At 64.6% G+C, this 13,419-nt stretch carries 14 protein-coding genes; 11 read left to right on the top strand and 3 right to left on the bottom strand.

The window, feature by feature from the left end; genetic code table 11:
* Positions 1–68 precede the first annotated feature (68 nt).
* Positions 69–1,316, top strand: coding sequence for a threonine ammonia-lyase IlvA (gene ilvA / locus H7F16_RS11130; RefSeq protein WP_185797678.1), 1,248 nt, complete (start codon positions 69–71; stop codon positions 1,314–1,316).
* Here ilvA and H7F16_RS11135 read toward each other — a convergent pair.
* Positions 1,313–1,594 (bottom strand): Hpt domain-containing protein, encoded by a 282-nt coding sequence (locus tag H7F16_RS11135; RefSeq protein ID WP_185797679.1) that lies wholly within the window; start codon positions 1,592–1,594, stop codon positions 1,313–1,315. The genes ilvA and H7F16_RS11135 overlap by 4 nt on opposite strands.
* Before the next feature lie 133 nt (positions 1,595–1,727).
* Here H7F16_RS11135 and H7F16_RS11140 point away from each other — a divergent pair, with 133 nt between their 5' ends.
* Positions 1,728–2,963 (top strand): PP2C family protein-serine/threonine phosphatase, encoded by a 1,236-nt coding sequence (locus tag H7F16_RS11140; RefSeq protein WP_185797680.1) that lies wholly within the window; start codon positions 1,728–1,730, stop codon positions 2,961–2,963.
* On the opposite strand, the gene H7F16_RS11145 is transcribed toward H7F16_RS11140, so the two are convergent.
* Positions 2,894–3,346: an NUDIX hydrolase gene (locus H7F16_RS11145; RefSeq protein ID WP_185798122.1), complete on the bottom strand. Its 453-nt coding sequence runs from the start codon at positions 3,344–3,346 to the stop codon at positions 2,894–2,896. The genes H7F16_RS11140 and H7F16_RS11145 overlap by 70 nt on opposite strands.
* A 75-nt stretch (positions 3,347–3,421) precedes the next feature.
* Here H7F16_RS11145 and hslO point away from each other — a divergent pair, with 75 nt between their 5' ends.
* The 7 genes from hslO (at position 3,422) to H7F16_RS11180 (ending at position 11,697) form a co-directional block, all read left to right on the top strand.
* The gene (hslO, locus tag H7F16_RS11150; RefSeq protein ID WP_185797681.1) at positions 3,422–4,420 is read left to right on the top strand and encodes an Hsp33 family molecular chaperone HslO; all 999 of its coding nucleotides are present in this window, start codon (positions 3,422–3,424) and stop codon (positions 4,418–4,420) included.
* Complete coding sequence (locus tag H7F16_RS11155; RefSeq protein WP_185797682.1) at positions 4,410–5,006, top strand: CoA pyrophosphatase; 597 nt, start codon at positions 4,410–4,412, stop codon at positions 5,004–5,006. The genes hslO and H7F16_RS11155 overlap by 11 nt, the downstream gene beginning before the upstream one ends.
* Positions 5,003–6,145, top strand: a complete 1,143-nt coding sequence (locus H7F16_RS11160; protein WP_185797683.1) for a CCA tRNA nucleotidyltransferase — start codon at positions 5,003–5,005, stop codon at positions 6,143–6,145. The genes H7F16_RS11155 and H7F16_RS11160 overlap by 4 nt, the downstream gene beginning before the upstream one ends.
* A 60-nt stretch (positions 6,146–6,205) precedes the next feature.
* Positions 6,206–8,053, top strand: a complete 1,848-nt coding sequence (locus H7F16_RS11165) for an ATP-binding cassette domain-containing protein (protein ID WP_185797684.1) — start codon at positions 6,206–6,208, stop codon at positions 8,051–8,053.
* A complete protein-coding gene (locus tag H7F16_RS11170; RefSeq protein WP_185797685.1) occupies positions 8,050–9,900 on the top strand; it encodes an ABC transporter ATP-binding protein in 1,851 nt (616 codons plus the stop codon). Before H7F16_RS11165 ends, H7F16_RS11170 begins: the two co-directional genes overlap by 4 nt.
* Positions 9,897–11,105: a class I SAM-dependent RNA methyltransferase gene (locus H7F16_RS11175; RefSeq protein ID WP_185797686.1), complete on the top strand. Its 1,209-nt coding sequence runs from the start codon at positions 9,897–9,899 to the stop codon at positions 11,103–11,105. The genes H7F16_RS11170 and H7F16_RS11175 overlap by 4 nt, the downstream gene beginning before the upstream one ends.
* Before the next feature lie 100 nt (positions 11,106–11,205).
* Positions 11,206–11,697, top strand: coding sequence for a L,D-transpeptidase family protein (locus H7F16_RS11180; RefSeq protein WP_185797687.1), 492 nt, complete (start codon positions 11,206–11,208; stop codon positions 11,695–11,697).
* A gap of 67 nt (positions 11,698–11,764) precedes the next feature.
* On the opposite strand, the gene dalA is transcribed toward H7F16_RS11180, so the two are convergent.
* On the bottom strand, positions 11,765–12,292 hold the full coding sequence (gene dalA / locus H7F16_RS11185; RefSeq protein ID WP_185797688.1) for a divisome-associated lipoprotein DalA: 528 nt from the start codon (positions 12,290–12,292) through the stop codon (positions 11,765–11,767).
* 180 nt (positions 12,293–12,472) lie between these two features.
* Between dalA and H7F16_RS11190 the strand changes: the two genes are divergently transcribed.
* A complete protein-coding gene (locus H7F16_RS11190; RefSeq protein WP_185797689.1) occupies positions 12,473–13,072 on the top strand; it encodes a L,D-transpeptidase in 600 nt (199 codons plus the stop codon).
* A 148-nt stretch (positions 13,073–13,220) separates the two neighbouring features.
* Positions 13,221–13,400, top strand: coding sequence for a hypothetical protein (locus H7F16_RS11195; protein ID WP_185797690.1), 180 nt, complete (start codon positions 13,221–13,223; stop codon positions 13,398–13,400).
* The last annotated feature ends 19 nt before the right edge of the window (positions 13,401–13,419 follow it).

Here is a 13,419-nt window from a genome sequence, read left to right on the forward strand (position 1 = left end):
CCCTTCAATCGGGCTGATGTTGGACGCTATTAAGTTATCTTAATGACACTGTGTAGGGGCAACACCGGATGAGTCGCTTTGCTGAGCGGGCAATCGCCACCACGCAAGCCCTGCGGGAGTTGTTTCCCGAAACGCCGTTGCAGCGGAACGAGCATCTTTCGCAACGCTATGAGGCGAACATTTACCTTAAGCGCGAAGATCTTAGCCCGGTCCGCAGCTACAAGTTGCGCGGGGCCTTCACGGCCATGCGCAAGGTCTTGGCGGAAAACCCCGACAAGACCGTGTTCGTCTGTGCCAGTGCGGGGAACCATGCCCAAGGCGTGGCCTTTGCCTGCCGCCATTTCGGGGTGACGGGCGTGATTTTCATGCCCGTGACGACGCCGCAGCAGAAGATCGACAAGACGCGGGCCTTTGGTGGCGACGCGGTCGAGATTATTCTGACAGGCGATTACTTCGACCAGACGCTTGCGGCGGCGCAGGCCTTTTGCGCCGAGCGGGGGGCGCATTTCCTTTCGCCCTTTGACGACGAAGATGTGATTCTGGGGCAGGCCACGGTTGCCGTGGAAATGCTGGAGCAGTTGGGCCAGGCGCCGGACATGGTGATTTTGCCGGTGGGCGGCGGGGGGCTTTCCTCGGGGGTGACGGCCTATCTGCGCGAGGCGGCGCCGGGGGTGGAATACCGGTTCGTCGAGCCATTGGGCGGGGCAAGCCTGATGGCGGCGCTGCGGGCGGGAAAGCCCGAGAAACTGGCGCGGGTGAACAGTTTCGTCGACGGTGCGGCAGTGGCGCGGCTGGGCGACCGGACCTATGCGCGGCTTGACTGGGTCGATGCGGCGCATGTGTTGCTGGCGCCCGAGGACCGGATTTGCGTGACCATGCTGGAAATGCTGAACGTCGAGGGGATCGTGCTGGAGCCGGCGGGGGCGCTGTCGGTCGATGTGCTGCCCGAACTGGCCGACGAGGTGCGCGGCAAGACGGTGGTCTGCGTGACCTCGGGCGGGAACTTTGACTTTGAACGCCTGCCGGAAGTGAAAGAGCGGGCGCAGCGCTATTCGGGGGTGAAGAAATACTTCATCTTGCGGATGCCGCAGCGTCCGGGGGCATTGCGCGAGTTTCTGGCGATGCTTGGCCCCGAGGATGACATCGCGCGCTTTGAATACCTGAAGAAATCGGCGCGCAACTTCGGCTCGGTCCTGATCGGGATCGAGGCGAAGCGGCCCGAGGCGTTCAAGGCGCTGTTCGCCAAACTGGACGAGGCGGCTTTTGTCTACCGCGACATCACGAATGACGAGATTTTGGCAGAGTTCCTGATCTAGACGGCCTCTGCCACCAGCGCGGCCTTGCTTTGCGCATATAGCGTGGCGAGGGCGGCGGGGTCGGTTCCGTCGCGGCAGCTTTCGGCCAGATCTGCAAAGCCGAGGTTCAGCGCCGCGCCGCGCAGAAAATGCAGCTCGGCACCTGTGACGGTTTCGCCCGCGTCGATGCGGGCGATGACGGCATCGCTTTCTTCCAGAAACAGGGCGACGACGTCTGAAAAGCTGTCGCCGCCGATTTCGTCACGCAATTCGCGGACGCGTGCCCAGTCAATCAGCATGAATGCACCCCTTTTGGTCCCACGGCGGCAAGCTTGGCGCGGCAGGCTTAAGGCAAGGTAAGCGTGGCGAAGTGGAATGCGGACAAGTCGAGCCTTCACCCCGTGTTAAACCTTGTCGGGCAGGCTGTGCGTCATGGGAGAGACGCGGATCAGGGTTCTGGTGGCCGATGAAAGCAGGGCGCAGCGGATGATGCTGGCGCTTCAGCTTTCGCGCTGGGGGTATGAGGTGCTTGAGGCCGCAACCGGACCCGAGGCGCTGGCGCTGGCGGTCGATGCCGATGTGATCCTGTCGGGCTGGGTGTTGCCCGGTATGGATGGGCCGGACCTGTGCCGCGCGTTTCGCGCCCTTGGGCGGGACCGGTACGGGTATTTCGTGCTGCTCACCTCGCGCACGGGAAAGGAGGATGTGGCGGGCGGTCTTGATTGCGGGGCGGATGACTTTCTGGCCAAGCCCATCGGCGCCGGAGAGTTGCGGGCGCGGCTGCGGGCCGGAGAGCGGATTTTGGGCATGCAGGCCGAACTTCTGGCCAAGAACCGCGCGCTGCGTGGCCTGTACGATGCGGTGGATCGTGACCTGGCCGAAGCGCGGCGGCTGCAAGAGTCGCTGGTGCCCGAGCGGGTGTTCCGCTTTGACGGGGTCGAGGTGTCGTTGCTGATGCGGCCTTCGGGCCATGTGGGGGGCGATCTGGTCGGCTGTTTGCGGCTGACGCCGGATCTGGTGGCGCTTTATGCCATCGACGTGTCGGGGCATGGCGTGGCGGCGGCGATGATGACGGCGCGTCTGGCGGGGATGCTGTCACCCCATGCGCCGGACCGGAATGTCGCATTGCGCGACGGCGTGCCGCTGCCGCCCGAAGAGGTCGCGGCGGTGCTGAACCGGATGATGCTGCGCGAGATGCGGGTGGACCAGTATTTTACGATGGTCTTTGCGCATCTGCGCCTGTCGACGGGCGAATTGCGGCTGGTGCAGGCGGGGCATCCGCATCCGGTGGTGATGCATGCAACGGGGTTCGTCAGCCGGATCGGGGCGGGGGGCTTTCCGGTCGGGCTGGTCGAGACGGCCGAGTATCCGGCGGTGTCGCTGCGGCTGGCGGCGGGCGACAGGGTGGTGATTCCCTCGGACGGGATCACGGAATGCCCCTGCGCGGACGGCGATCTGGGCGAGGCGGGAATGGTCAGGATGCTGCGCGGCAAGCGTGGCTTGGCAGGAACCGCGCTGCACCGGGCGTTGTTGCAGGATCTGGCGGCCGAAGCCGGTGGCGACGACCTGCCTGACGACGTGTCGGCGGTGATCGTCGATTACCGCGGCGGGTCGATGCCCAGAACCCCCGCAAGCATGGCCCTGTCGCCTTCGTTGCCAAGCAGGTGAACGGCGTCTTTCGCCGCCATCCAAACGGCGGAATGTCCGGCTTCGGACGGGGGGCCAAGGCGCATCACGGGGCGGGCCAGATAGACGGTGCAAAGCTTTTCGGCCCAGAGGTCGTATTCGGGCATATAGGTAAAGCGGCGGAACGCCCCGAGGCGCTGGGCGATGTCGATTTTCCAACCCGTTTCTTCGAACACCTCGCGGTGCAGGGCGGCTATGGGGTGTTCGCCCTTGTCTATTCCGCCTCCGGGAAGCTGGAATTCGGGGGTGGGTTCGGCCTGATGGGTGGCCAGAATGTCGGCGCCGTTCAACAAAATGGCATAAACGCCCGGCCTGCGCTTGTAGCGTTGACCTTTTCGCACAGTCTCACCATATCGACGGATCATGTTCATGCCTTTGGTCCGAAGGTTGCCGTAGCCATATTGGCGCGGTATGCCAGACGGACACAATCAGGAAACCCGATGACTCTTGGTTCTCAACTCGCATGGGACGATACCGTCCTGCCGTTTCAGCTTGACCGCTCGGATATCCGCGGGCGGGTCGCGCGCCTTGATGGCGTGCTCGAGCAGGTGTTGCGCCAGCACGATTACCCGCCGGTGATCGAGGCGCTGGTGGCTGAAGCCGCATTGCTGACCGCGCTGATCGGCCAGACAATCAAGCTGCGCTGGAAGCTGTCGTTGCAGGTGCGCGGCAAGGGTCCGGCGCGGTTGATCGCCACCGATTATTACGGCCCGACCGAAGATGGCCAGCCCGCGCGCATCCGCGCCTATGCCAGCTATGACGACGAACGTCTTGACCATGCGGCCGAACCGTTCAGCCAGATCGGCGAAGGCTATCTGGCCGTGTTGCTGGATCAGGGCGAGGGGAACGTGCCCTATTCCGGGATCACGCCGATTGCGGGTGCTTCGCTGTCGTCCTGTGCGGAAACCTATTTCGCGCAGTCCGAACAGCTTCCGACGCGCTTTGCCGTGACCTTTGGCAAAAGCCGGATGCCGGGCGGGGTTTCGCATTGGCGGGCGGGCGGCGTGATGTTGCAGCATATGCCCAAGGCCTCGCCCTTTGTCGCAAGCGAGGGCGGGTCGGGCGAGGGCGGGTTGCTGAGCCATAGCGACATCCTCGACGGTGCCGAAGCCGAAAACTGGACGCGGGCCAATGCGCTGCTTGATACCGTCGAGGAGATGGAGCTGATCGGGCCGACCGTGCAGCCGACCGAATTGCTGGTGCGCCTGTTCCACGAGGAAGAGCCGCGGGTGTTCGACGCGCAACCCGTGCGCTTCGGCTGCACCTGTTCCGAGGCGAAGGTGCGCAATTCCCTGTCGATCTATTCGGCCAAGGATATCCGGCACATGACCACGCCCGAAGGGATCGTGACGGCCGATTGCCAGTTCTGCGGCGCGCATTACGAACTCGACCCGCTGACGGTCGGCTTCGAGGCGGTGAAAACCCCCGATGCCGAGTGACGAGGAACGGCTGCGCGAGGCACTGACCCGCCCCGCGCGGCCTTCGTCGGATTTCGACCTCAACCCTGCGATCGTTCTGCCCGAGGGGCGGGTCTTGCGGCCTGCTGCCGTTCTGGTTGCCGTCTGGCTTCGGCCCGAGGGTGCGCGGCTGATCCTGACGAAGCGGGCATCGCATTTGCAGCACCATCCCGGCCAGATCGCCCTGCCCGGCGGTAAGGTGGATGCGGGCGACGATGGCCCCGTGGGGGCCGCGCTGCGCGAGGCGCGGGAAGAGATCGGCCTGCCAAGCGCGCAGGTCGAGGTTCTGGGTGAATTGCCCGCGCACGAGACGGTGACGGGTTTTTCGGTGACCCCGGTTCTGGCGCTGATGCGCGGCGATTTCGTGGCTGTTCCCGAAGCGGGCGAGGTGGACGAGGCGTTCGACGTGCCGCTGTCCCATGTGCTGGACCCTGCGCGCTACCGGATCGAGCGGCGGCGCTGGCGCGGGGAATGGCGGCGTTATTACGCGGTGCCGTGGGGGCCGTATTACATATGGGGCGCCACGGCGCGGATCTTGCGCGGTTTGGCCGACAGGGTGCAGGGATGAGGGTCGCGGGTCCGTGGATCGGCGATGCGGATGCCCAGGCGGTTTGCGCGGCGATTGTCGCGGGCGGATTTAAGGCGCTTTTCGTGGGTGGCTGCGTGCGCAACGCGCTGCTGGGCGCTGCGGTCGCCGACTACGACATCGCCACCGATGCAACGCCTGAAACAGTCACTAACCTTGCGGAAAAGGCCGGTCTTAAGGCGGTGCCTACGGGAATTGACCACGGCACGGTGACCGTGGTTTCAGGCGGAAAGCCGCATGAGGTGACGACATTTCGCCGCGATGTGGAAACCGACGGGCGGCGGGCGGTGGTGGCCTTTTCCCCGGACGTTGCCGAAGATGCGGCGCGGCGCGATTTCACCATGAACGCGCTTTACGCGACCGCCGAGGGCGAGCTGATCGACCCGCTTGGCGGCCTTGCGGATTTGCAGGCGCGGCGGGTGCGCTTTGTGGGCGATGCGGGCCAAAGGATCGCCGAGGATTATCTGCGCATCCTGCGGTTCTTCCGGTTCCATGCCTGGTATGGCGATGTGGCGGGCGGGATAGACCCCGAAGGTCTTGCCGCATGTGCAGCACTTTCGGCCGGAATAGAGACGCTTTCGCGCGAACGTATCGGGGCCGAGATGCGCAAGCTTCTAGCCGCGCCCGACCCCGCCCCCGCAGTGGCGAGCATGGCGCGTGCGGGGGTTCTTGCGGCGGTGCTGGCGGGGGCGGATGACCGCGCCTTGGCGCCGCTGGTCCATCTGGAAGCGGGGCGCGCGCCGCGATGGCAGGCGCGGCTGGCGGTGCTGGGCTTGCAGGATTGGTCCAAGGCGCTGCGCCTGTCGCGGGCCGAGGCGCGGGATATGGCGGCGCTGCGCGAAGCCGTGGGGTCGCTGCACCGGCCTGCCGCCCTGGGCTATCTGCTTGGGGCCGATCTGGGGGCGGATGCCGTGTTGGTGCGCGCCGCGCTGATGGAACAACCCCTGCCCGACGGGTGGCAGGCCGAGGTTGCGCGCGGTGCCGCATCGGTGCTGCCCGTGACGGCGGCAGACCTGATGCCCGCCCTGTCTGGCCCCGCGCTGGGCGCGCGGTTGAAACAGATCGAACAGCGGTGGCTTGCCGCCGATCTGCGGGCAAGTCGCGCCGAGTTGCTTGGCTGACGGTTTCCCTTTGGTTTCAACGGGCCTATATCGTTTGCGAACAGTGCGAGAGGCTTTGTGGTGTTTTCCTTCTTTGAAGGCCTCGTCGACCCTTATGGTCCTTACGAGCAGAACGATACGCCCGCGCGGCGGCTTTGGCCGTTTCTGCGCGAATACATCCGCCCTTTCCGGCGCGTGTTCGCGATTACGGGCTTTCTGTCGGTCGTCACGGCTTTTGCCGATGTGGCGCTGATCTGGTACGTCGGGCGGATCGTCGATCTGCTGTCGGTGGCAACCCCGGCCGAGTTCTGGGCGGCGCACGGGACCGAGGTGATGCTGGTCGCCCTTGCGCTGGTCGCGGTGCGGCCGGTGTTGCAGGTTACGCATGTGGCGCTGCTGCACAACACGATCATGCCGAACTTCGGCACGATGATGCGCTGGCGGGCGCATGGGCATGTAATCCGCCAGCCCGTCGGCTGGTTCGAAAGCGATTTCGCGGGGCGCATCGCCAACCGGATCATGCAGACGCCGCCGGCGGCGAATGATGCTGTGTTCCAGACATTCGACGCGGTGAGCTTTGCGTCGGTCACGGTGGTCGGCGCGGGGATCATGCTGGCGGATGCCGACTGGCGGCTGCTGGTGCCGCTGGTGGTGTGGTTCGTTCTTTATGCCGCGCTGGTGCGCTGGACGGTGCGACGGGCAGGGCCTGCGTCGAAGGCGGCGTCGGATGCGCGGTCGGCCATCACGGGGCGGGTGGTGGATGCCTATACCAACATCCATTCGGTCAAGCTGTTCGCCCAGAACGACCGCGAGATGGTCTACGCCCGCGAGGTGATCGAAACCGCGCGCGAGGCGTTCAAGGCCGAGCAGCGCATCACGACCAAGATGGACCTGTCGCTGACGTTGCTGAACGGGGCTTTGATCGTGACGATCACTGGGCTGGCGGTCTATCTGTGGATGCAGGGGTCGGCCACGGTGGGGACGGTGGCGGCCGCCTCGGCGCTGGTGCTGCGGCTGAACAATATGACCTATTGGATCATGTGGGCGTTTTCGTCGCTCGTGCAGTCGCTTGGCGTGGTGCAAGAGGGCATGGAGACGATCACCCAGCCGATCACGCTGGTCGATGCGGCGGGGGCGCAGCCCTTGCGGTTCGAACGCGGGATGATCGAGGTGCAGGAGGTCAGCCACCATTACGGGCGCGGGTCGGGCGGGTTGGAGAAGCTGTCGCTGACGGTCAAACCGGGCGAGAAGATCGGGCTTGTCGGCCGCTCTGGCGCCGGAAAATCAACCTTGGTGCGGCTGATGCTGCGGTTTTACGACTGCGAGGGCGGACGCATCCTGATTGACGGGCAGGATATCGCGGGCGTCACGCAGGACAGTTTGCGCCGCCAGATCGGGATGGTGCAGCAGGACAGCAGCCTGATGCACCGTTCGGTGCGGGACAACATCCTTTACGGACGCCCGGATGCCGGCGAGGCGGCGATGATTGCCGCCGCGAAACAGGCCGAGGCGCATGATTTCATTCTGACACTGGAAGACCCGCAGGGACGGCGCGGCTATGATGCCCATGTGGGCGAGCGCGGGGTCAAGCTGTCGGGCGGGCAGCGGCAGCGGGTGGCGCTGGCGCGGGTGATCCTGAAGGATGCGCCGATCCTGATTCTGGACGAGGCGACAAGCGCGCTGGATTCCGAAGCCGAGGCCGCGATTCAGGCCGCCCTGTCGGGGGTGATGCAGGGCAAGACGGTCATCGCCATTGCGCACCGGCTTTCGACCATTGCCGCGATGGACCGGATCGTCGTGCTGGAAGATGGCCATATCGCCGAAGACGGCACCCATGCGGAACTTTTGCAGCGGAACGGTCTTTATGCGCGGTTCTGGGCGCGGCAATCGGGCGGCTTTATCGGATCGGAAGAGGAGGCGGCGGAATGAGCGCCCTGTCACGGCTTGGCGACTGGATCGATGCCTTCCGCCCCGCGGATGGCCCGCCGCCGCAAAAGCTGGGCGCGTTCATGAACTGGTGCCTTTCGGGGTCGTGGCCGATGCTGGTTCTGGCGGGGGTGATCTCGTCGCTGTCGGGGGTGACCGAGGTTGTTTCGGCGCTGATCATGGGTTGGGTGATCGATGCGGCCATTGCATCGGGGCCGACGGGGTTTTTCACCGACCATATGCGGCTGATCGTCGGGTCGATCCTGTTCTACATGGTGCTTCGGCCGCTGGCCTTTGGCGTGTCGTCGGCGTCGAACGCCATCGTCATCGGGCCGAACGTGATGCCGCTGGTGCTGAGCCGCCTGCATCGCTGGACGCTGGGGCAGGCGGTGACCTTTTTCGACAACGATTTCGCCGGACGCATCGCGCAAAAGCAGATGCAGGCGGCGCGGGCTGTCACGGATGTGGCGACCGAGATCATCAACACGGTGTGTTTCGCCTTGGCCTCGGTCATCGGGTCGGTGATCTTTTTGCTGGCGATCGACTGGCGCATCGCGGCGGCGCTGGCGGTCTGGCTGGTGGGCTATGTGCTGCTGATCCGGTTCTTCATGCCGCGCGTGCGGGTCAACTCGGCCAGCCGTGCCAGTGCGCGGGCGATGGTTTCGGGGCAGGTCGTCGATACGATTACCAATATCAAGACCGTTAAGCTGTTCGCCCACGCCGCATTCGAGGACCGGGTCGCGCTGAAGGCGATGGAGGTTTTCCGCGAGAGCAGTGTCGAATTCGGAGAGATTTCCACCTGGTTCCGCTTGTCGCTGATGGGGATCGCGGGGGTGTTGCCCGTGCTGCTGATCGGCGGATCGGTGCTGTTGTGGCAGCAGGGGCTTGCGACCGAGGGCGCGATTGCGGCTTCGGGGGCGATTGCCATGCGGATCGCGCAGATGTCGGGCTGGGTCAGTTTCACCCTGATGTCGATTTACACCAGCGTGGGCGAGGTCGAGGACGCGATGAAAACGCTGTCGGTGCCGCATACGCTGGCCGATGCCGAGGGCGCGCAGGACCTGCCGCGCGTGACCGGCGAAGTGCGGTTCGATCACGCCTCGTTCGCCTATGGGCGGCGGCGCGGCGGGGTCAGGGACATAGACCTGACCATCCGCGCGGGCGAAAAGCTGGGCATCGTGGGGGCTTCGGGGGCGGGGAAATCCAGCCTCGTGTCGCTGCTTCTGCGGCTTTACGACACCGAGGAAGGCGCCGTTCTGATCGACGGGCATGATGTGAAGACCGTCACGCAGGAAAGCTTGCGGCGGCAGATCGGGATGGTCACGCAGGAAACGGCGATGTTCAACCGCTCGGCGCGGGACAACATCGCCTATGGTCGGCCCGATGCGACGATGGACGAGATCATCGCGGCGGCGAAACAGGCCGAAGCGCATGATTTCATTCTGAACATGGTCGATCACACGGGGCGCAAGGGGTATGACGCCTTTCTTGGCGAACGCGGGGTGAAGCTTTCGGGCGGGCAGCGGCAGCGGATCGCGCTGGCGCGGGCTTTCCTGAAGGATGCGCCGATTCTGGTGCTGGACGAGGCGACGAGCGCGCTGGATTCCGAAGTCGAGGCCAGCATCCAAGAGGCGTTGGACCGTGTGATGGTGGGCAAGACGGTGCTGGCAATCGCGCACAGGCTTTCGACCATTTCCGCGATGGACCGGATCGTCGTGCTTGACGATGGGTGCATTGTCGAAGAAGGCACGCATGACGAATTGCTCGCCCGTGGCGGGCTGTATGCCCGTTACTGGAACCGCCAATCGGGCGGATTCATCGGGGTGGATGACAAGGAAGCGGCCGAGTGAAACTGACCATCGAGCGGATCGGGCATCTGGGCGACGGAGTTGCGCAGGGGCCGGACGGGTCTGTGTTCGTGCCGGGCGTGCTGCCGGGGGAAGAGGTCGAGGTTGACGGGTCCGTGGTGCGGATCGTGACACCAAGCGTCGACCGCAAGAAGCCGCCATGCGTTCATGCCCGCACCTGTGGCGGTTGCCTGATGCAGCACGCTTCGGATGCTTTCGTCGAGGGCTGGAAAACGGGAATCGTGCGCGGGGCGCTGGCGGGGCAGGGGTTGGAGGCCGCGTTCCGGCCCACCGTCACCTCGCCCCCGCAAAGCCGCCGCCGGGCGACGCTGGCTGCGCGCAAGACCAAGGGCGGGGCGTTGGTGGGGTTCCATGCGCGGGGGTCGGATGTGATCATCCCCGTGCCGAATTGCCAGTTGTTGCATCCCGATCTGGTCGCGACCTTTCCGGCGCTGGAGGCGCTGGTCAGGATTGGCGGCTCGCGGTCGACCGAAGTCGACCTGACGGTGACGCGCAGTCTGGCGGGGCCGGATGTGGCGGTGCAGGGCGGCAAGGAGATTGACGCGCAGATGCGGCTTGAACTGGCGCGGCTGGCGGAATCGCACGGGATCGCGCGGCTGACATGGGGGGGCGAGGTGATCGCCCTGCGCACCGCGCCGATGCAGCGTTTTGGCGCGGCGCTTGTCTCGCCGCCGCCGGGGGCGTTCCTTCAGGCGACGGCCGAGGGCGAAGCGGCCCTGCTGGCGGGCGTGCGCGAGGCGGTGGGCGGGGCGAAACGGATCGTCGATCTTTTCGCAGGATGCGGGACATTTTCGCTGCCCCTGTCCGAGCAGGCCGAAGTTCTGGCGGTAGAGGGCGAAGCCGCGATGACGGCGGCGCTTGAAAAAGGCTGGCGCAACGCGCAGGGGCTGAAGCGGGTGACGGTGGAAACCCGCGACCTGTTCCGCCGCCCGATGGAGCCGGACGAGCTGAAAGGCGTGGATGCCGTGGTGATCGACCCGCCCCGCGCGGGGGCCGAGGCGCAGGTGGCCTGTCTGGCCGCAAGCAAGGTTCCGGTGATTGCCGCCGTGTCGTGCAACCCCGTGACCTTTGCCCGCGATGCGAGGGTGCTGGTCGCCGCGGGCTGGAAAATCGACTGGGTTCAGGTGGTTGACCAGTTCCGCTGGTCCTCGCATGTCGAATTGGTCGCACGGCTGTCACGGCAATAACGAATCCGTGAGGGATCAAGCCGAATGGCTGCCTATGCAGGCGGCCGATTTTTCGCTATGCGCTTGGGAAAAATATAAACAGGCACGGCGGACAGGCAAAATGTGGTTGGTCAGAGCGTTCTTCGTAGTGGTATTGGCGTTGGGTCTTTCCGCCTGCGGCGGCAAGTTCCGCACCTATAACGGGCCGGAGGTCACCTCGATCCAGGTGCATAAATCCGAGCGGAAGATGTATCTGCTGCACAATAACGAAGTGCTGGAACAGTTCGACATCTCGCTGGGCAAGGAACCGGTCGGACCCAAGCAGTTCGAGGGTGATTTCAAGACACCCGAAGGTGCCTATTACATCAGCCACAAGAACCCCAAGTCGCAGTATCACCTGTCGCTGGGCATTTCCTATCCGAACCCCGCGCAGGTGGAATATGCCGCGTCGCAGGGCAAGGCGCCGGGCGGGGATATCTTTATCCACGGCGGGCCGCCGCGCCCCGTGAACAAGCGCGACTGGACGGCGGGCTGCATTGCCGTGACCGACAAGGAAATGGAAGTGATCTATTCGATGGTGAAGCCGGGGACGGTGATTCACATCCTGCCCTGACGGGCGGGGAATGGCGGAAAGACGAAGGGGGCCGCGTGGCCCCCTTTTTGTTGCAACCCGCCGGTTCTTACAGACCGCGCACGCCGCCGGTGACCATTGTCCACCAGATCTTGCCGTTGGGTTCCTGGAACCATGCAAAGCCGAGTTCGGTCGCCTTGGGGTCGAGAATGACGTTGCGCATGTCGGGCGCGCCCATCCATGTCGCAAGGGTTTCAAGCTCGGTCTCGTAGGTTTCCGAGATCAGCTCGCCCAGAAGCTTGCCGGTATAGCCGACGCGGTTGACGCGATCGAGCGGCGACGACCCGTCAGAGCCGAAGTGCCACGGGCGGTTCTGCACCGACATGTCGCGCGAATGCGTAGCCGCGGCGGCGTTGAGTTGCGCGTTATAGGCAAGCGGGCCCATGCCGCGCGACGACCGCAACGTATTGACCGAGTCGAGCAGGCGGTAGGCAATGGTGCCTTCGCCCTGTGCTGCGATATTGTAGACCTGCGGCAACGGCTTGCCATCGGCGCCGAGCTGCGGGCGGGGGCCGATGGCCCCGCAGGCCGACAGGAAAGCAAACATGCCTGTCACCAAAACTGTGCGTCTGTCCATCATGCCCATCCGGCTTTGTTCTGCTCTTGAAGATGCTCATAGCGAAAGGGCGGGGGCAGTTCAAACCCAACTGTGCGTGACCGGTCGGCGGTCGGCGGCGCAGTGACATGTCTTTGATTTGCTGTAAGCCGCGCAAAGCGGTAAGGAGCGGGTAAATCAGAAACCAAATGGGGCAAGCAGATGAGTGATGACAAGCATGCATTGAACCGCCGCCTGTTCGTGGGCGGGGCTGCCGCCGTGCTGGGGGCTTCGGCGCTGCCCGCGATGGCGATGGAAAATACGACCGAGATGGAAACGGCGGCCTCGGCCTCGGTCCGGCACAATGCGTCGAGCTTCCGGATGCTGGATTGGCAGCCCTATTTCGCGAACACGCGCAAGGGGGCCATTCTGGTCGATATCACCTCGCGGGCGCTGCATTTCTGGTCGGAGGACCAGTCGATCTACAAGCTTTATCCGACCTCGGTGCCGCTGTCGGACGATCTGACGCGCAAGGGCAAGACCGAGGTGATCCAGAAGGTCGAGAACCCGACCTGGCGGCCCACGCCGTCGATGAAACAGCGCCATCCGGAATGGCCCGATGTCGTCGAAGGCGGCGCGCCGGACAATCCGTTGGGCGTGCGCGCGCTGTATCTCTCGTGGCCCGCCTACCGGATCCACGGCACGCATGACACGCGCAAGATCGGCCGCCGGTCGAGCAATGGCTGCGTCGGGCTTTACAACGAGCACATTCTTGAATTGTACGCGCTGGCCCAAGTCGGGACTCAGGTGTTGCTAATTTGACGACAAGGCCTTGAACAGCGGGGGGAATGCTTGCTGTAAGTTGCATTCTTCCCATCAAGCTGTTTAAGAGAAATCACGAGGAATAATCTTGGGTGCATGCCGTCGCCTCTGCAACATCCGGCGTCATGCGAAATCTGGAGGTCTTATCATGAAGAAACTTGCGCTCGTCGCCGCTCTGTCGCTGGCTGCTACCTCGGCTTTCGCCGGCGGTATGGCTGAACCGACCATGGAACCGGCTGTTGTCGAAGCGAACACCTCGTCGTCGGCTGGCGGCATCGTTGTTCCGCTGCTGCTCCTCCTGGTCGTCGCGGCTGCTGCCTCGAACTGATCACTGGATCAATTTCAGG

It is taken from the genome of Paragemmobacter straminiformis, from assembly GCF_014243445.1.
Classification (GTDB): Bacteria; Pseudomonadota; Alphaproteobacteria; order Rhodobacterales; family Rhodobacteraceae; genus Paragemmobacter; species Paragemmobacter straminiformis.

Bases quoted from the DNA above. Each gene is read 5' to 3' on its own strand.
- H7F16_RS11170 (WP_185797685.1), top strand. From the start codon at position 8,050: ATGAGCGCCCTGTCACGGCTTGGCGACTGGATCGATGCCTTCCGCCCC.
- H7F16_RS11140 (WP_185797680.1), top strand. From the start codon at position 1,728: ATGGGAGAGACGCGGATCAGGGTTCTGGTGGCCGATGAAAGCAGGGCG.
- H7F16_RS11190 (WP_185797689.1), top strand. From the start codon at position 12,473: ATGAGTGATGACAAGCATGCATTGAACCGCCGCCTGTTCGTGGGCGGG.
- H7F16_RS11195 (WP_185797690.1), top strand. From the start codon at position 13,221: ATGAAGAAACTTGCGCTCGTCGCCGCTCTGTCGCTGGCTGCTACCTCG.
- H7F16_RS11155 (WP_185797682.1), top strand. From the start codon at position 4,410: ATGCCGAGTGACGAGGAACGGCTGCGCGAGGCACTGACCCGCCCCGCG.
- H7F16_RS11180 (WP_185797687.1), top strand. From the start codon at position 11,206: ATGTGGTTGGTCAGAGCGTTCTTCGTAGTGGTATTGGCGTTGGGTCTT.
- H7F16_RS11135 (WP_185797679.1), bottom strand. From the start codon at position 1,594: ATGCTGATTGACTGGGCACGCGTCCGCGAATTGCGTGACGAAATCGGC.
- H7F16_RS11160 (WP_185797683.1), top strand. From the start codon at position 5,003: ATGAGGGTCGCGGGTCCGTGGATCGGCGATGCGGATGCCCAGGCGGTT.
- dalA (WP_185797688.1), bottom strand. From the start codon at position 12,292: ATGGACAGACGCACAGTTTTGGTGACAGGCATGTTTGCTTTCCTGTCG.
- ilvA (WP_185797678.1), top strand. From the start codon at position 69: ATGAGTCGCTTTGCTGAGCGGGCAATCGCCACCACGCAAGCCCTGCGG.
- hslO (WP_185797681.1), top strand. From the start codon at position 3,422: ATGACTCTTGGTTCTCAACTCGCATGGGACGATACCGTCCTGCCGTTT.
- H7F16_RS11145 (WP_185798122.1), bottom strand. From the start codon at position 3,346: ATGATCCGTCGATATGGTGAGACTGTGCGAAAAGGTCAACGCTACAAG.